Consider the following 17,840-nt stretch of genomic DNA (forward strand, 5'->3'; position numbering starts at 1 on the left):
GTCATTTATGTACTCAAAAATATTATCTACGGGTAGTTATCTGCCAAGTAATGTAAGAACCAACTCCGATCTAGAGCAAATGGTGGAAACCAGTGATCAATGGATCACTGACCGCACGGGTATTAAAGAGCGTCGAATTGCTGGTAACGATGAGTCGGTAGCCGATATGGGCGCTTACGCGGCAGAGTTAGCGATAGAAAGAGCAGGCATCGACAAGAGTGAGATTGGCCTGATTATTTTGGCTACCACCTCTAGTGAAAATGCTTTTCCTGCGGCCGCTTGTGAAGTTCAAGCCAAATTGGCGCTGCCAGGCGTGCCCGCCTTTGATATTGCCGCAGCTTGTGCCGGCTTTACCTACGCCTTAAGTGTGGCCGATCAGTACATAAAAAGTGGTTTAGTTAAAACCGCTTTAGTGATTGGCGCCGATAAACTATCTCACATGTGTGATCCTGATGATCGCTCAACCATTATCTTATTTGGTGATGGCGCGGGGGCTGTATTACTTGGCGCTAGTGAGCAGCCGGGCATTTTGTCTACCCATATTCATGCAGATGGTCGTTACGGAGATCTTTTAAAACTACCTCATCCACGTCGTGGTATGTCGGGTAGTGAAATGGAGTCTTACATGACCATGAGTGGTAACGAGGTATTTAAAGTAGCAGTAACTCGCTTGAGTGAAATTGTTACTGATACCTTATCCGCAAACGGGATTGATAAAAGTGAACTTGATTGGTTAGTTCCCCATCAAGCCAACTTCAGAATTATTAACGCCACAGCTAAAAAGCTATCCATGCCGATAGATAAAGTTGTATTAACCTTAGACAGACATGGCAATACTTCTGCTGCTTCTGTGCCTATTGCTTTAGATGAAGCAGTCAGTGACGGACGTATTCAACGCGGACAGCTAGTATTATTGGAAGCCTTTGGTGGTGGTTTTGCATGGGGCAGTGCCCTAGTTAGATTTTAATTAGTAGGATAGATGATGAGTAAATTAGCATTTGTTTTTCCAGGTCAGGGCTCACAAAGCGTTGGCATGTTGGCTGAATTAGTTGAGGAATACCCGATTGTTGCTGATACCTTTAAAGAGGCATCAGAGGTTTTGGGTTATGACTTAGCCGGATTAATTGCTAACGGCCCTGCTGAATCACTAAATGAAACTAGCCGTACCCAGCCTGCTTTATTAGCTGCCTCTGTAGCTTTATGGCGCCTATGGAATCAACTGGGTGGCGAACAGCCTAAACTGTTAGCTGGGCATAGCTTAGGTGAATACTCTGCCTTAACTTGTGCTGGAGTCTTAGAGTTTGCCGACGCATTAAAACTGGTTGAATATCGTGGCCAGCTTATGCAGCAAGCTGTGCCTGCAGGAGTAGGGGCTATGTCAGCGATTATCGGCCTAGCCAACCAAGATATTATTGACGCTTGTGAAAAAGCCGCCGAAGACCAAGTAGTGACTGCGGTTAACTTCAATTCACCGGGCCAAGTAGTGATTGCAGGCCACAAAGAAGCGGTAGAGCGTGCCAACGTATTATGTAAAGAAGCCGGCGCCAAGCGTGCTCTTCCTTTACCGGTTAGCGTGCCATCTCACTGTGCCTTAATGCAACCTGCAGCAGATGAGTTGGCTGGCTACATTGAAGGTATTTCTTTTTCAGAGCCTAAGTTTGATGTAATCAATAACGTAGATGTTGCTATTGAGAAAGATGCTAAAGCGATTAAGTCTGCTTTAATTAAACAATTATACAGCCCAGTTCGCTGGACTGAGACGGTTGAAGCAATGGCTGCTAAAGGCATCGACACCGTTTATGAGTGTGGCCCAGGTAAAGTACTCAGTGGTTTAGTGAAGCGTATTCACAAGCCTTTGGTTGCGGCCGCAATTAACGATGTAACATCGATAAAATCAGCTTTAGATAATAAGTAACGAGGATATTTTAATGTCTTTACAAGGTAAAGTGGCTTTAGTCACTGGGGCAAGTCGCGGTATTGGCCGTGCAACAGCTGAAACCTTAGTCGCCAGAGGTGCAACGGTTATTGGTACCGCCACTTCTGAGAAAGGTGCAGAGGCCATTGCTGCTTACTTGGGAGAAAATGGCACAGGCTTAGCCCTAGACGTCACATCAACCGAGTCGATTCAACAACTGTTTGCCGATATTAAAGCCAAATATGGTGATATTGACATTCTAGTAAACAATGCGGGTATCACTCGTGATAACTTGCTGATGCGTATGAAAGACGAAGAGTGGGAAGATATTATTAGTACCAACCTTACTTCGGTTTATCGTTTGAGTAAGGCTGTATTACGTTCCATGATGAAAAAACGTCATGGTCGTATTATTAGCATTGGTTCAGTGGTGGGCACGATGGGCAACGCTGGCCAGGCTAATTACTCGGCAGCCAAAGCTGGAGTACTAGGTTTTACTCGCTCATTAGCTCGTGAAGTCGCTTCTCGCGGGATCACAGTAAACGCGATTGCTCCAGGTTTTATTGAAACAGATATGACCAGAGCACTTGACGATAATCAACGTGGTGCTATCTTGTCGCAGGTGCCTATGGCTCGTCTTGGTGACGCTGAAGAAATCGCCAAAACCGTAGCTTTCTTAGCCAGTGAAGATGCTGCCTATATTACGGGCGAAACGATCCATGTGAATGGCGGAATGTACATGGTTTAAGCAGTGGCTTAAAAAATGTGCAAAAAATTGATAGATCGCAAGTTTTTTAGAAAAATAACTACGAAAAACGTGGTTAGACCACTACGGTTAGACTTGCAATGTAATTCGGTTTGAATACACTATCGCAACAACGCAGAAGCGTATTTACTAAGGAAAAATATTGTCATGAGTGCAATTGAAGAACGTGTTAAAAAAATCATCATCGAGCAACTAGGTGTAAGCGAAGACGAAGTTAAAAACGAAGCTTCTTTCGTTGACGACTTAGGCGCTGACTCTTTAGATACTGTAGAACTAGTTATGGCTTTAGAGGAAGAATTCGATACTGAAATTCCTGATGAAGAAGCTGAAAAAATCACTACTGTACAAGCTGCAATTGATTACGTTCTAAATAATCAAGATTAATAAAAAGTGGGCGACATCAGTCGCCCATTTTGCATCCCCCTAAGACATGTAAATCCCCCCTTGGAGGCATTTCAGTGACCAAACGTAGAGTCGTTGTTACTGGTATTGGTGCATTATCACCAGTAGGTAATACAGCAGAGTCAACTTGGCAAGCACTACAAGCTGGCCAAAGTGGCATAGGCCCTATTGAACACTTTGATGTAGAAGCATTCCCAACCCGTTTTGCAGGTTTGGTTAAAGACTTCAATGTTGAAGAATTTATGAGCAAAAAAGACGCCCGTAAAATGGACGCGTTTATTCAATACGGTGTAGCAGCCGGTGTCATGGCTTTTGATGACGCAGGTATTGAAGTTACTGAGGAAAATGCTGATAGCATTGGGGTATCTATAGGCTCTGGTATCGGTGGTCTTGGACTTATCGAGCAGAACCACGAAAATTACTTAAAAAATGGGCCACGTAAAATTAGCCCGTTTTTTGTTCCATCTACCATCATCAATATGGTAGCTGGCCACCTTTCTATTATGAAAGGCTTAAAAGGCCCTAACATTGCGGTTACTACCGCTTGTACTACTGGCGCGCACGCTATTGGTTTAGCTGCTCGTATGATCGCCTATGGCGATGCTGACGTGATGTTAGCCGGCGGTGCAGAAAAAGCCTCAACCCATTTGGGTATGGGCGGTTTTGGCGCGGCTAAAGCCCTATCTACTCGAAATGACGATCCTACTAAGGCCAGCCGTCCTTGGGATAAAGATCGTGATGGTTTTGTGCTTGGCGACGGTGCCGGTGTTATCGTACTTGAAGAATACGAAGCAGCCAAAGCGCGTGGTGCTAAAATATACGCAGAATTAGTCGGCTTTGGTATGAGTGGTGATGCTTACCACATGACTTCGCCACCAGCTGACGGTGATGGTGCTGCTCGTTCTATGGCCGCAGCAATTAAAGATGCAGGCATTGAACCTTCAGAAATTGATTACATCAATGCCCACGGCACATCAACTCCAGCAGGCGATATCGCAGAAACTCAAGCGGTTAAAACGGTATTTGGCGAGCACGCTAATAAGGTATTGGTAAGCTCAACTAAATCGATGACCGGTCACCTATTGGGTGCAGCGGGAGCCGTTGAAGCGATTATCTCTATCTTGGCAATTCGCGACCAAATTGCACCACCTACCATTAATCTAGAAAACCCAAGTGAGGGTTGTGACTTAGATTATGTAGTAGGTAAAGCGCGTGCAACGAAAATTGATTACGCCTTGTCTAACTCATTTGGTTTCGGTGGTACTAACGGTTCACTGATATTCAAGAAAATTGATAGCTAATCGCGTATCTTCGCTATAGCAAATTAAAGCCTGATGTTATCATCGGGCTTTTTTATATATAGGATTTTTAACTTGCACGACTCTGGTTTGTCTCAGCTTGATCGGGGCTTAAGTTATGGTGACGGCTTTTTTACTACCATGCTGGTTGAAAACGGCATTATCCAGTTGTGGTCTTATCACCAGCAGCGCTTACTAACAGCTCAGCAGCAACTTGGGTTTCCAGTTCTTCAGCTCGATAAGATAAAAGCGAAACTCGAACAAACTTTGCAGGACAAAGCCTTGGCTGTGGCTAAAATTACTGTTACTAGAGGACTGGGGGGACGAGGTTATAGTCTTCCCGAACACGTTAGCCCTTCTGTATTTACCAGTATTAGCGAGTTTCCTTCTCATTATCTAGATTGGCGTCAGCAAGGCATCCGCTTGGGTATCGCTAAGCTGCGTTTAGCCAGTGGCAATATCACCGCCCATTTAAAAACTCTCAACCGTTTAGAGCAGGTATTGCTCAAACAAGAAGCCGATACCCAACAAGTCGATGATTTGGTTTGTTGTGATATTTTTGATCATGTTGTTGAGGGGGTGGCATCCAATTTATTCTGGGTAAAGGATAATTGTATTTATACCAGTGATCTTAAGGGGGCTGGTGTGGCTGGTACCCAACGGGCATTTTTATTGGATACTGTTAGCCAGTCACCCTATCAGCTGAAAACAGGACAGTTTGCAATTGAGCAACTTTATCAGGCGGATGAGCTATTTGTTAGTAATGCCTTGTTGCAATTTGCGCCAGTTAAGCAGTTCGCAGAATATAGCTATAGCCAGTTTCCAGTTTGTCGGTGGTTCCAAGAAGTGGTGAAGCATGCTTCGTAAAGTTATTTTTAGTGTTATTTTAATCTCCTTAGTAGCGGGTTTTGGTGCTTATCGCTGGTTTGATCACTATTTGAACCAGCAATGGCAGCGGCCGAGAACCGCCTTGCTTGACCAAGTTTCGGTGGATGCCGGGGACAACTTGTATCGGGTTGCCGGTTCTGTGTTTGCCAACGCCGATAAGGATGTTTGGTGGTTAAGAGTGTGGTTTAAGCTGCACCCTCAGCATAGCCAGATAAAGCGGGGTTATTATGCACTACCTGAACAACTCAGTTACGCCGAGCTAGCACAATTACTGGCGAGCGGTAGGGTGATGCAACTTAAAGTCAGCCTTATTGAGGGCGAAACCTTCGCTGAGTTTTGGGCCAAGTTGAATACCACAGAAGGTATTAAACCCAGTGATAAAACCGAGCAGCAGTTAATCGAGTGGCTTAAGTTAGAGCACAGCAAGCTAGAGGGTTTGTTACTGCCAGAAACCTATTTCTTTGTACATGATACTCCCGCGGAGCAGATCGTATTACGAGCCAACCAAGCTCTAAACAAGGTCTTAGAAGAGCAGTGGAGTCAGCGCCAAGAAAATCTGCCTTTAACCAATCCTTACCAAGCATTAATACTGGCATCGATTATTGAGAAAGAAACAGGGGCTAAGTTTGAGCGGCCTACCATTGCCTCGGTATTTGTTAATCGTTTGAATAAGGGCATGCGTTTACAAACTGATCCTACCGTTATCTATGGTATGGGCGAGCGTTATGATGGAAATATTCGCCGCAAAGATTTACGTGAAGCCACCCCGTACAATACTTATGTGATAAAGGCTTTACCGCCTACGCCTATTGCCATGGCCAGTGAGGACGCCATTATTGCAGCCTTAAATCCAGAACATACGCGCTATTATTATTTTGTTGCCAAAGGCGGCGGTGAACATTATTTCTCCAAGTCCTTAGCCGAGCATAATCGAGCCGTAAGAAAATATATTTTAAAGAAGTAAAAGAATGAAGCCTGGAAAGTTTATTGTAATTGAAGGATTAGAAGGCGCTGGAAAAAGCACTGCGGTAGCGGTTATTCAGCAGCAGCTAGAGCAGCACGGTATTGAATATATTCATACTCGTGAGCCTGGCGGTACACCCATTGCCGAAGCATTGCGCAACATTGTTAAGCAAGGGGTAGACGACGAACAAGTCTGTGATAGTACTGAATTATTACTGATGTATGCTGCTCGCGCCCAGTTAGTGGAAACACGAATTAAACCTGCCTTAGTGCAGGGGACTTGGGTTATTGGCGATCGTCACGACCTGAGTTCGCAGGCCTATCAGGGCGGAGGACGGCAGTTAGGCTTAGCTAAACTACAGGCGCTTAAACAGCTAGCCATTGGTGATTTTGAACCCGACTTGACCCTGTATCTGGATATTGAGCCCAGCCTCGGTTTAAGCCGAGCCCGCGAGCGTGGCGTCTTAGATCGCATAGAGCAACAAGCCTTAAGCTTCTTCGAGCGTAGCCGAGAGGTGTATCTGGCTCAAGCGGCAGCCTCTGACAAAATAAAAACCATTGATGCGAGCCAACAATTGGCTAGCGTTTCTAGCGACATTGAAGCGGCCATCAGGGCATATTTAAAGGATGTTGATTAAATGAGTTTGCCTTGGCTGCGTCAAAGTTGGCAACAACTGTCTAAGCAATTGGCAGAACAACAGTTGCCACCGAGCTTGTTGATTCGAGGTGAAAAAGGCCTAGGCAAATTGCAACTCGCTCAGTTTGTTGCCAAAACCTTATTATGCAGCGAACAGCAACACCAGGCCTGTAATCGCTGCCATAGCTGCCAGTTGTTTGATGCAGGAGCGCACAGCAGTGTGTTTCATTTTTCCCATGACAAACCCAAGATAGATGACATTCGCGCTTTAACGGCTTGGGCTAACCAAACTAGTCAACTTGGCGCCTATAAAGTCGCGATTTTGTCTGATATTGGCGCACTTAATCCGGCTTCCAATAACGCCTTACTGAAAACCTTGGAAGAGCCGGTAGCAAATACTCATTTCATATTAATCAATCATTTGCCATTTAAGCCGATCCCCACTATTGCTAGCCGTTGTCAGTTATTGACCATTAATGTTCCGCCGATAGAGCAAGTACAACAGTGGCTGGTTCAGCAGAAGCTCAGACTTGATCAGTATTTCCCGTTGATCCATCGCTTCTGCAACGGCTCTCCCTTAGCCATAGCCGATTTCTATCGAGAACAACAACTGAGTGAATTACAAAGTTTTGTCGAGCAATATCAGTTGGCGTTGAGCCAGCAACCAAATAAATTGGCAGAGCAGATCAGCAAAGACCCGCTTAAGTTGCAATGGTTAGGACATTGTCTATTACTCAGCATTAGTATCGCTAGGGGCTTGGTGAGCGAAACCATGTTTGAGACCTTTAACTTTAAGGCTGCGTCGGTAAAAGCGCTTGAATTGGCTTATCAAGACTGGTTAGATCTTTGTAAACAATGGGAAACATTTCCCGGGCTCAATCTAGGCCAACAGCTTTACCCTCTGATTAGTAGATTTAAGGATTGATATTAAATGTTAGTCGACTCCCATTGCCATTTAGACCGTTTAGACTACCAAAACAACCATAAGAATGTTGCCGATGCCTTGGCTAAGGCAAAATCTGCTGGAGTCGATTACTGTTTGGCGGTGGCTATTTCACCAGAAAAATTTCCATCCATGCTAGAGAAGGTGGAACAGTTCGAGCAAGTGTTTGCCTCCTGTGGTATGCATCCTTTGTATGTGCAAGATCAGCCCTTCGACTCAGCGCAAATGGAGGCTTACATACAGCATCCCAAAGTAGTGGCTGTTGGGGAAACCGGGCTGGATTATTTTTATGCCAAAGAACACAAAGTTCTGCAACAACGGGTGTTTGTTGAGCAAATTAAACTGGCGGTAAAACACAACAAGCCGCTGATTATTCATACCCGCGATGCTAGAGAAGATACTCTTGAGTTGCTCAAAGAGCATCAAGCTGATAGCTGTAAAGGGGTACTACATTGCTTTACTGAAAGTTTAGAAATGGCTGAAGCCGCCATGGAGATGGGCTTTTACATTTCAGCCTCGGGAATCATTAGTTTTAATTCCGCTAAGGAGTTACAGCAAACCTTTAAGCAGATCCCTTTAGAGCGGATCTTGGTTGAAACCGATAGCCCTTATTTGGCTCCTGTTCCGTATCGAGGAAAAGAAAATCAACCCGCCTATACGCGGAAAGTGGCAGAGTGCTTAGCGGAAATCAAGGGAATAAGTTTGCAGCAAGTAGCAGAGCAAACCACGCAAAATTTCTTTGACTTGTTCAGTTTGGCTAAGCCTTAAAAAAACGGCTCCACTCTAGTCCTTGAGCGGAGCGTAGGGGAAGGGCTCTTTTTGTTAGAGCCTTGCGCTAATAGTAATTAAGTGTAGTCGCGCTTAGCCACTTTGCAAGCTGAGCGCGACGCTCCCCATTAGCCTAGCCCCTTGTCTTTCACCAGCTCTCGCGGGTAACCATTCTTAATTTTGTTGCGAACCCACTTACCTAGACCAATAATTTGTCCCTGATAACTGACCGCCAGTTCGCCTTGGTTATTATTGGGGTAACTAATATCTTTGCCTTGATAATATTGGTGCGCCTGCTGATGGTCTAATTCCATAAGGTTTTTACTGACTAAGGGGCCTAAGGCGGTTATCGCATCGTGGCTGGTACGAAAGCCTTGTTTAAACTCTTCTGCTAGTTTTATACCTACGCGCTCAAAGCGCATCTCATCTTTAACTCGAAGAAAACTGTTAGGCAGTAGCCAATAATCTTTGCCTTTAAGGTATACGCTGTGGCTTTCTGGTAACTGAATACCAAATTGTTGAGTAAAATGCGCCTGAATAGCCGCTTGCTGTTTTTTGCTAGCGGCCTGGTAAGCAAAGGGTTTTATGCGTTTGTTAACCTTTGGAGTTGGCATCGAGTCAGCGGTTTTGCGTAAAGCGGCAACAAAAAAACCTTCGCTATCGTAATAGTGCGGCCATACATGCAGATAACCTTCTTTAGTAAGGGCTCGGGCACTATCTTCAAACAAACGCTCCAAGCTAATTGGCTCAAAATGCTGTGGATAATTTTGGGCTAGTGTTGCGATCACTTGTTGGTTTTCTTGCTGATTAAGGGTACAGGTAGAGTAAACGACGACGCCGCCAGGCTTTAAGGCCTGTAGCGCACTTTCTAATAGAGTGGTTTGTAGCGCCGATATCTCCGCCACATGCTGTTCACTCCAGTTATCTAGTGCGTAGGGATCTTTACGTAGGGTACCTTCGCCAGAGCAGGGCGCATCAAGCAAGATGGCATCAAATTGTTCACTCATCCATGGGCCAAATACCTCGGCACTAAAATGAGTGATGGCGGCATTAGTCACTCCGCAGCGGATTAAATTGGCAGCTAAGACCTTCACTCGGCTAGCCGAGTATTCATTGGCAACAATAGCACCTTGTCCTGCTAACACCGCGGCGAGTTGAGTAGTTTTAGAACCCGGTGCGGCGGCCGCATCTAACACTAAGCTGTCTGCTTGTGGCGCAAAACAGTGAAATAGGGCGCTAACCGGTAACATTGAGCTGGCTTCTTGAATGTAAAATAAACCTGCGTTGTGTTCGGCGGTATTGCCCAAGGATATTGACTCATCTTGGCGTTCTAGCCAAAAGCCAGTATCACACCAAGGAATAGGGCTAAGTTGCCAAGCTAATTGTGCAGCAAGGGTTTTGAAATCTTGCACGCTGATTTTTAAGGTATTCACTCGAATACTCTTACGCATGGGCTGTTGGCAGATGGCTTTAAAGCTAGCCAAACTCAAATCACTAGGCAGGTCTTGCTCGATACGTTCAATGAATTTGGCTGGAAAATTAATTGTTTTAGTCAAGGTTACAATGTTTATGGCTCAATCGATGGGCTCCATTGTAGCCATTTTTCCTGGTAAGTGGACTGTAATTCAAATTTATCTTGGTCCTGTGCTGGATTAGCGTAAGGCTTGTCATCAGGGGTGGCAAAGGCAATGCCACCGCTTAATAAGGTTTCTACCGAATCAAGACGAATATCGGCGCCACCCAAGCCGACTTTCACATCCACTCCCGAGGCATTCCAAAAGACGCTGTTTTTGCGGACTAAGTGGCGGTATTCACTGCTGATACTCAAACGCGCCAATATTTGTGAGCCATCGGTAGCAAGCTTGGCATCATCAACTTTTCCGACTTGGAATTGCTTGTACAGTACTGGGCTGCCAATTTTTAAGGAGCCAAAATGGCGACTGCTTAACCAAATGTGTAAGCTATTAGGATCACTTTCTGGCGCTTGTTTAAATAGTTCAAAACTAAGCGTCGGTTTACCTTTACCGGGCAGGGCATTAATAAAATCCCCTTTAACTAATGTGTCGAGGTTTTTCACTGAGCTTAGGCTAATAGTGGCACTTTCTTGCCAGTAACGGCTACCTGTACGAGCAAAATCACGATAGTAAGGGAAATCGAGATCGGCTTTGGCATAAAGTGTTTTTAGATCTTCGCTAAAACGTAGTGAGTCAATTTTTCCTATTTGTTGGTCTTTATACTTGATAGGCATATTGGCATAAATACCTTCGCTATTGTTGGTGCTTAGCTCGATGGCAAGGTGGCGCCTTGTGGCGTCGTGTTTGCTACGGTACAGAGTAGCTACGCTCTCTTTAGCTAATTCATCAAAGTTATCGAAGCTTACCCCGCCCATCACTAGGGCTTTTAACGATTCACTATTGACCGACAAGCCTTCTAAACTGGCTTTCACTTCGATACCAGAGGCATGCCAGAATCGGCTACTGTCGGTAATCAAATGCTTATAACTGCCGTCAATACTCAAGCTAACGTCAATTTGTCCATCGGCTTTTAGCTGATAAGCGCTGACTTCACCCACCGGGACACGGCGATAAAGCACCGGAACTCCCTTGGCGATAGAGCCTAAATACTCGGTATTTAGCGTCAATTTGAGCGGCTTTAAGATTTTTCCTTTGGAGAGCTCCGCTGCCTTTTTGTTTTGATAAAGTTTGAAGTTTTGCTGGTTAGACGGTGTATTGGCACTGCCGGGTAACAGCATTATTGGACTTTGAAGAAAACCCGATAATCCGCCACTTTCTACACTAATACCATTAAGGTCGGCGGCAATTTCTAAGGGGCTTTGTTGGTAGAAACGACTATTTTGGCTAAGTAACTCTCGATACTCAGCATCGATATAAGCCTCAAGCTGAAATTTTCTATCCTGAACCTGTATGGCACTTACTTTGCCAATAGTTAAACCCTTGTAGACAATGGGGCTACCTGTTGTGACACCATTAATTTCATCGCTACTTAAGCTAAACACTCGGCTACCTGCAGGGGCGGGAGGCGCGAGGCTTAAATTAAAACTGTTAGCTAAGGGGCCATCTGCGGAGAATACCTCAATCTGTTTGGCACCAATTAGCGCACTAAGGTTTTTAACACCGCTTAAGCTAATATCGGGTTGCAATAGCAGCAGTTGGCTGTTTTCAGTAAACAGGTCTTCATACTTGGGTTCTATTAGCGCATTGGCTTGAAACTGCTGATGGTCGTCACTGATCTCGATATCATTAATAAAACCTACCACATTACCGCGATAGAGTAGCTTACTGTGTTTAGCTACCAGGCCGTTTTGCTGTTGCATGCGAATGCTAATTGGGGTTCCGCGCTGCGAACTTTTAAGACTCTCGAAGAGGGTAAATTGCTGGCCGGCTTCGGCTTGTTGTGATTGGCTTGGGCTATCAAAACTGACTCCGCCACTAATCACACTGGCGAGGCTTTCACTGTCTATTTGCACGCCATCTAAAGAAATATCGGCTTTAAAGCCACTCACGTTCCAAAAGCGACTATCTTGCTTCACCAAGTCGGCAAACTGCGGTTTGACTAAAATATCAAACTCCACTTGTTGCTGTTGGTTGAGCTGATAGCGCTGAACTTCACCCACCCGAATTTTTTTGAAGTAAACACCAGAACCGATGGTTAGTGAACCTAAGTCGTCGGCCAGTAAACGTAGATTAAGCCCTTTACCGCGAATGATGTTAGGTGGCTCATTTAAAGCCACAAAATGTTCACTGGGCTTGCCCGTGCCTGGATTTAACTCGATATAGTTACCCGATACCAAGGCGTCTAAGCCACTGATTTCGGTGATTGATGCTTTAGGAGTAACCAGCCAGAATTGGCTATCGGCGGTGAGTAGTGTTTCTGCTTCTCTTTTGATTTCTGCGTTAACAACAACACCTTCTAAATTAGGTGCCAGCTCAACCGATTTTACTACGCCAATATCGAGCCCCTGATAAAAAATCTGGGTCTCGCCAGCTGTGATGCCTTTAGCGCTGTCGAATTGAATATCAATGCTAATGCCGGCTTCCGACCAAGCTTTAAATAATAACCAGGCTCCCAGCAATACAGCTAGGGTAGGCAACAGCCATATAGGGGAGATGACTTTTTCTTTTTTTATCTCTGGCGCACTGGCATTATTCAACTTGGGCATCCCATATTAAACGTGTGTCAAAAGACTTAGCGGCAAACAGCGTTAGCATTACTACAGCGCCAAAGGCGGTGGCTCCTGGCCCAGCTTCTACACCGACCAAGTTATTCCGCTCAAACACCGCAATCATAATCGACAGCACGAATAAATCGAGCATCGACCACTTACCAATTATGTCTATGATTCTATAGATAACAATACGTTGGCGGCTATCTAAATTTACATGAAAGTGCAGGCTTAATAATATTACTATTAGTCCCAGTAGTTTCATCACCGGAACCACGATGCTGGCAACAAAAACCACGATAGCAATACTGACCATATCGTCTTTAATCAGACTAATCACTCCCGACATAATGGTTTCGTACTGAGGAGCACCACGGGTAGTGAGAACGGTAATGGCCATGAGGTTCGCCGGGAACAAACCAATACAGGCGGCAATAATAAACGCCCAACAGCGCTGAGTGCTTTGAGGAATGCGACTATGCACTCGCATATGACAGCGCTGACAATGGCTTTGCTGCATGGGTAATACCATGTGGCAGTGGCCACACAGCTTTAAGCCAACTTGTTTAGCGGATGTCGGCATAACGCTCCCAATATTCAGAGGGGTCGAGGCGTTGAATTAAACGGGTAGACAAAAATAAGGTAATACAGATACACCAAAGACCATAGCCAAGGTGGATTTCGGCAAAGTCCACCAGTTTTACCAAAGCCACTATAAAACTGACTAAGTACACTTCTATCATGCTCCAGTGAATCAGGTCTTCTTGGAAGTGCAGGGCAGTGGCAAGCATTGGCGATTTCCAGCCAATGCTTAGAGAAAATGAGGTATAACAAACCAAGCTGAATAATAAAATCGGCGCAATAAAACTGGCTAAAAAAACACAAAACCCCACTAAATAGTAGCCGTGGTCTAGCAGCAGTATTGTCCCCCTTAGAATGTTGGCAGAACTCGGAATATTTAAAAAAGAGAAGCTAAGTAAGGGGTAAGTATTAGCCAGAATCACCATGATCAGACAACATAAGGCCAAAGCGAGTTGGTTAGAAAAGCGAGGTTTGCTGCCGCGACATAAACGGTGCTTACAACGTGGGCACACCAATATCTGCCCAGACTGGCATAGATGGGTTGCTTCGATCAATAAGTCGCAGCTGGGGCAAATGGATAGCTTTGATATATCGGGAGTTTCCATGTTTGTTATATTAGCGAAATCTTGCTGGATATGCTGAATAAATTTGGCATTAGGGTCTGTTGACCTTTCGCGTTAACTTTTACTGCTGAGTGTTTGGCTTTTATACAAGGCAGAGCCTGTGTAGCATAGTTATTCTAAGTAAATAGGCGATAACACCGTAGAAAAGCCAAACACACGCTGCCCGAAGGGGTCATTTAAAAGCCATTTACTCTTTGTTGTAGCCCGTTTATATAGAGTAACTATACATTACTCGCTACGCCTCAATTAAATGGCTTCTAATTTGAACAAATTCTAACTTCGAAAGGTTAATAGACCCTAGTAGTTTAAATGTTAATGATGCATACTAACCTGTATATAAAAACAGTAAACGGAGGCAGCGGTGGCTGTAATTATTAAATATGTCGTCGAACGTAACGGTGTAGAAAAAATGACTTTTAGTTCAAAAAAAGAGGCAGACAATTACGACAAAATGCTGGATGTGGCAGATCAACTCACGTTGATGCTCCATCATGCCGAACCCGAATTGACTGAGCAACAGGCAGAAAACTTAGGTTTTTATTTATCTGCGCAACGTGATGCCCTACAAAAGGTACTAAAAGGGCAGGAGTTTGATGTTTCAATGTTAGAACAGGTCGGTGAATAAGTGGAACAGTTATCAGCAGCCTATCAAACCTTAGGTAAACAATTAGACGCCATTCTTGACCCTAAATTGCCACTGGTTTCCAATTTGGCGAATTTTTCGGCTTTATTGTGGTTAGAAATGGACAACATCAATTGGGTGGGGAGTTACCTTATCAATTCAAACAAAGACCTCTTGTTGTTAGGTCCTTTTCAAGGCAAACCCGCTTGTACCACTATTGCTGTAGGTAAAGGCGTGTGCGGAGAAGCATTTCAACAAGCCACGACCTTAAGGGTGGCCGATGTGCATGCCTTTCCTGGACATATCGCCTGTGATGCGGCTAGTGAGTCTGAAATAGTGGTGCCGTTTTACCGCAATGGACAGCTTTTTGGGGTGATAGACATAGACAGCCCACAAGCTTCTCGCTTCGATGAAAGCGACCAGTTAGGCATCGAGTATTTAGTTAAACTGTTGGAAAATAAACTCGGAGAAGAGCATTTTTAATGGCTTTTCAATATACGCTCACTATAATAGCCGAAATCAGCCCTGTAGCTGTACCAGTAAAGATGTATTAAGAAAGGTCATCATGGAACAAACTAATAAACTGAAAAATAGCAAAGAAGTTATTCAATATTTGGCAACGCAATTCCCTAACTGTTTCTCTACAGAAGGTGAAGCCAAGCCACTTAAAATTGGTATTTTTCAGGACTTAGCCGAACGTCTTAAAGAAGACGAAAAAGTGAGTAATACCGTATTGCGCTCTGCGCTACGTCAATATACGTCTAGCTGGCGTTATCTACATGGCGTTAAAGTTGGCTCTAAGCGCGTTGACTTAGACGGTGTTGAAGGTGCAGAAATCGAGCAAGAGCACGTAGAACACGCTCAAAAAACCTTGAAAGAAAGCAAAGAGAAAGCATTTGCGAATAAAAAGGCACAAGCCGAAAAGGCGAATAAAGCTAAGCCTGCGGCGCGTAAAGCAAAAGCAGATTTCAAACGTACTAGCAAACCTAAGCCAAGTTCGTCTAAACCCGCGGCTGAGCAAAAGCCAGTTGAAAAACTAGATAGCAAAGACTTGGTAACCGGTAAAGAGGTACGGGTATTAGTGGGTAAAACACCTATGCCTGGTCAGATCTCTGAAGTCACAAAAGATGGCATTGCAGTTACACTGAAAAGCGGTATGTTAGTTAAAGTTAAAGCTGAACACATCGTCGCATAATTGATTTGGTAATGAGATAGGTGCCTATGAAATATTTGAGCCGTTTAGGGCTATTTTTTTTAACCTTTAGTTTTTCTACGTTGTTGTTGGCGCAAACGCCGATCTTGGGGGAGGATGCGCTACCAACTTTAAGTCAGCAGAGCCAACACGCAACAGCTGCTAAACGAATCAGTGCCTTATACACCCGCTCTCACTACCGAAGTGTGCCCTTCGATGACCAACTTTCTAGCAAAATCTTTGATAAGTACATTGAACACCTAGACAGCAACCGCAGCTTGTTCTTGGAAGAAGACATTCGTCGTTTTGAACGTTACCGTTATAGCCTCGACCAAGACATTCCTGCGGGCCGTTTAGAACCGCTTTATGCCATGTTTGATTTATCACTACGCCGGCGCTATCAGCAGCTAGTGTATTCCTTGCAGGTAATAGATCAGCCTATGGACTTTACTAAAGACGAACAATATCAATTTGATCGTCGAGATGCTGAGTGGCCTAAGACTCAAGCTGAAATTAAAGAACTATGGCGTTTAAAAGTTAAATATGATGCCTTAAGTTTAAAAATGGCTGGGCGCGAACACGATAAAATCGTTGAAGTGTTAGCTAAGCGTTATAACAGCGCGATTAAACGTCTTGCGCAAACCGAAAGCGAAGATGTTTTTCAAACCGCTATGAATGCCTACTCACGTAGCATAGAACCCCATACCAGTTACCTTTCACCTCGTACTGCCGAGCGCTTTAAAATGGAAATGAATCTTTCCCTTGAAGGCATCGGAGCGGTATTGCAAGGCGAAGATGAGTACACCGTTATTCGTAGCTTAGTTCCCGGTGGCCCTGCGGCCTTAAGTAACCAGCTCGGTCCAGAGGATAAAATTGTTGGCGTAGCTCAAGGTGAAGACGAAATCGTCGACATTATTGGTTGGCGTTTGGATGATGTGGTTGATCTAATTAAAGGTCCTAAAGGAACGACGGTTCGCTTAGAAGTGCTATCTGCCGGTGGTAAGGTAGATGGTAAAACTAAGATTGTAGATATCGTACGCGACAAAGTGCGCTTAGAAGACCGCGCTGCCAAAAGTGAAGTGCTTGAGCTGGAAGGCGAAAAGGTAGGGGTGCTTACCGTGCCTAGCTTCTACGTTAACTTGAGCGAAGATGCAGCCAAAGAGCTAGATAAACTTAAGCAACAGGGCATTAACTCTTTAGTGGTTGACCTTCGTGGTAACGGCGGCGGCGCATTGACCGAAGCCACAGCCTTAACCGGTTTGTTTATTCCTCAAGGTCCAGTGGTTCAAGTTCGTGACCAGTTGGGCCGGATCAGCGTTAACAACGATACTAGTAATTCAGTGACTTATCGTGACCCAATGGTGGTATTGATTGACCGTTACAGCGCTTCGGCTTCAGAGATTTTTGCTGCGGCCCTACAAGATTATGGTCGTGCGATTGTTATAGGCGAACACAGTTATGGTAAAGGTACGGTGCAACAACACCGAGGCTTAGGGCGCATTTATGATCTTTATGAAAACGAACTAGGCCATGTGCAATACACCATTGCTAAGTTTTACCGGATTAACGGTGGCAGCACTCAGCACCGTGGCGTGATTCCAGATATTGCTTATCCTGCGGCGCTTCCACCTGAAGAAACCGGTGAAAGTGTAGAAGATAACGCCTTGCCTTGGGATAAAATTAAAGCCGCTGATTACCATGCCATTGCAGACTTAAGTTCCTACATAGCGCCTTTAAATCAAAAGCACCTAGCGCGAATTGAACATGATCCCGAGTTTCAATACATTATTAGCGACATTGCGGAGTATCGTAAAGATAAAGATACCACTTCAATTAGCTTAAATGAGAAAACGCGAATTGCTCTGCGCGATGAGAAAGAACAGCAGCAGTTAGAGCGCTTGAATGAACGTTTACAACGTCTAGGTTTAGAGCCAGTTGAAAAACTTGAAGACGCGCCAAAGGATATTGAGTTAGAAGACGCTTATTTAACTGAAGCGGCAGAAATCGCTATCGATTATCTCAACTTATTAAAAGCCAGTTAAGCCTTTAACTAATACA

At 44.7% G+C, this 17,840-nt stretch carries 18 protein-coding genes; 14 read left to right on the top strand and 4 right to left on the bottom strand.

The window, feature by feature from the left end:
* Positions 1–7 precede the first annotated feature (7 nt).
* From AR383_RS01540 to AR383_RS01585, 10 genes are all read left to right on the top strand, one after another.
* The gene (locus AR383_RS01540; RefSeq protein ID WP_055731537.1) at positions 8–967 is read left to right on the top strand and encodes a beta-ketoacyl-ACP synthase III; all 960 of its coding nucleotides are present in this window, start codon (positions 8–10) and stop codon (positions 965–967) included.
* A 15-nt stretch (positions 968–982) separates the two neighbouring features.
* Entirely contained in the window at positions 983–1,915 is a 933-nt protein-coding gene (gene fabD / locus AR383_RS01545; RefSeq protein ID WP_055731538.1) for an ACP S-malonyltransferase, read from the top strand.
* Between the two features lie 13 nt (positions 1,916–1,928).
* Positions 1,929–2,663: a 3-oxoacyl-ACP reductase FabG gene (gene fabG, locus AR383_RS01550; RefSeq protein WP_055731539.1), complete on the top strand. Its 735-nt coding sequence runs from the start codon at positions 1,929–1,931 to the stop codon at positions 2,661–2,663.
* Positions 2,664–2,828: 165 nt separating this feature from the next.
* Entirely contained in the window at positions 2,829–3,065 is a 237-nt protein-coding gene (gene acpP / locus AR383_RS01555) for an acyl carrier protein (protein ID WP_016403339.1), read from the top strand.
* A gap of 74 nt (positions 3,066–3,139) precedes the next feature.
* On the top strand, positions 3,140–4,384 hold the full coding sequence (fabF, locus tag AR383_RS01560) for a beta-ketoacyl-ACP synthase II (protein WP_055731540.1): 1,245 nt from the start codon (positions 3,140–3,142) through the stop codon (positions 4,382–4,384).
* A gap of 72 nt (positions 4,385–4,456) precedes the next feature.
* Positions 4,457–5,248, top strand: a complete 792-nt coding sequence (gene pabC, locus AR383_RS01565; protein WP_055731541.1) for an aminodeoxychorismate lyase — start codon at positions 4,457–4,459, stop codon at positions 5,246–5,248.
* Positions 5,238–6,233: an endolytic transglycosylase MltG gene (gene mltG, locus AR383_RS01570; protein ID WP_055731542.1), complete on the top strand. Its 996-nt coding sequence runs from the start codon at positions 5,238–5,240 to the stop codon at positions 6,231–6,233. The genes pabC and mltG overlap by 11 nt, the downstream gene beginning before the upstream one ends.
* A gap of 4 nt (positions 6,234–6,237) precedes the next feature.
* A complete protein-coding gene (tmk, locus tag AR383_RS01575) occupies positions 6,238–6,870 on the top strand; it encodes a dTMP kinase (RefSeq protein ID WP_055731543.1) in 633 nt (210 codons plus the stop codon).
* Positions 6,871–7,794 carry a hypothetical protein gene (locus AR383_RS01580; protein ID WP_055731544.1) on the top strand — a complete coding sequence of 308 codons (924 nt, stop codon included), beginning with the start codon at positions 6,871–6,873 and terminating at the stop codon, positions 7,792–7,794.
* Positions 7,795–7,800: 6 nt separating this feature from the next.
* Positions 7,801–8,580 (top strand): TatD family hydrolase, encoded by a 780-nt coding sequence (locus tag AR383_RS01585; protein WP_055731545.1) that lies wholly within the window; start codon positions 7,801–7,803, stop codon positions 8,578–8,580.
* Positions 8,581–8,708: 128 nt separating this feature from the next.
* Here AR383_RS01585 and rsmF read toward each other — a convergent pair whose 3' ends face one another.
* Genes rsmF through AR383_RS01605 form a run of 4 tightly spaced genes read right to left on the bottom strand, consistent with a single transcriptional unit; the run spans position 8,709 to position 13,899 of the window.
* Positions 8,709–10,136, bottom strand: a complete 1,428-nt coding sequence (gene rsmF, locus AR383_RS01590) for a 16S rRNA (cytosine(1407)-C(5))-methyltransferase RsmF (RefSeq protein WP_055731546.1) — start codon at positions 10,134–10,136, stop codon at positions 8,709–8,711.
* Between the two features lie 11 nt (positions 10,137–10,147).
* Positions 10,148–12,751 carry an MlaD family protein gene (locus AR383_RS01595; protein ID WP_055731547.1) on the bottom strand — a complete coding sequence of 868 codons (2,604 nt, stop codon included), beginning with the start codon at positions 12,749–12,751 and terminating at the stop codon, positions 10,148–10,150.
* Complete coding sequence (locus AR383_RS01600; RefSeq protein WP_055731548.1) at positions 12,744–13,346, bottom strand: paraquat-inducible protein A; 603 nt, start codon at positions 13,344–13,346, stop codon at positions 12,744–12,746. Before AR383_RS01600 ends, AR383_RS01595 begins: the two co-directional genes overlap by 8 nt.
* A complete protein-coding gene (locus tag AR383_RS01605; protein ID WP_198150198.1) occupies positions 13,330–13,899 on the bottom strand; it encodes a paraquat-inducible protein A in 570 nt (189 codons plus the stop codon). Before AR383_RS01605 ends, AR383_RS01600 begins: the two co-directional genes overlap by 17 nt.
* Before the next feature lie 430 nt (positions 13,900–14,329).
* On the opposite strand from AR383_RS01605, the gene AR383_RS01610 reads away from it, so the two are divergent.
* From AR383_RS01610 to prc, 4 genes are all read left to right on the top strand, one after another.
* A complete protein-coding gene (locus tag AR383_RS01610) occupies positions 14,330–14,593 on the top strand; it encodes a YebG family protein (RefSeq protein WP_055731550.1) in 264 nt (87 codons plus the stop codon).
* Entirely contained in the window at positions 14,594–15,073 is a 480-nt protein-coding gene (locus AR383_RS01615; protein ID WP_055731551.1) for a GAF domain-containing protein, read from the top strand.
* An 82-nt stretch (positions 15,074–15,155) separates the two neighbouring features.
* The gene (gene proQ, locus AR383_RS01620) at positions 15,156–15,785 is read left to right on the top strand and encodes an RNA chaperone ProQ (protein WP_055731552.1); all 630 of its coding nucleotides are present in this window, start codon (positions 15,156–15,158) and stop codon (positions 15,783–15,785) included.
* Positions 15,786–15,811: 26 nt separating this feature from the next.
* Positions 15,812–17,824, top strand: coding sequence for a carboxy terminal-processing peptidase (prc, locus tag AR383_RS01625; RefSeq protein WP_055731553.1), 2,013 nt, complete (start codon positions 15,812–15,814; stop codon positions 17,822–17,824).
* The last annotated feature ends 16 nt before the right edge of the window (positions 17,825–17,840 follow it).

This window comes from Agarivorans gilvus (assembly GCF_001420915.1).
GTDB lineage: Bacteria > Pseudomonadota > Gammaproteobacteria > Enterobacterales > Celerinatantimonadaceae > Agarivorans > Agarivorans gilvus.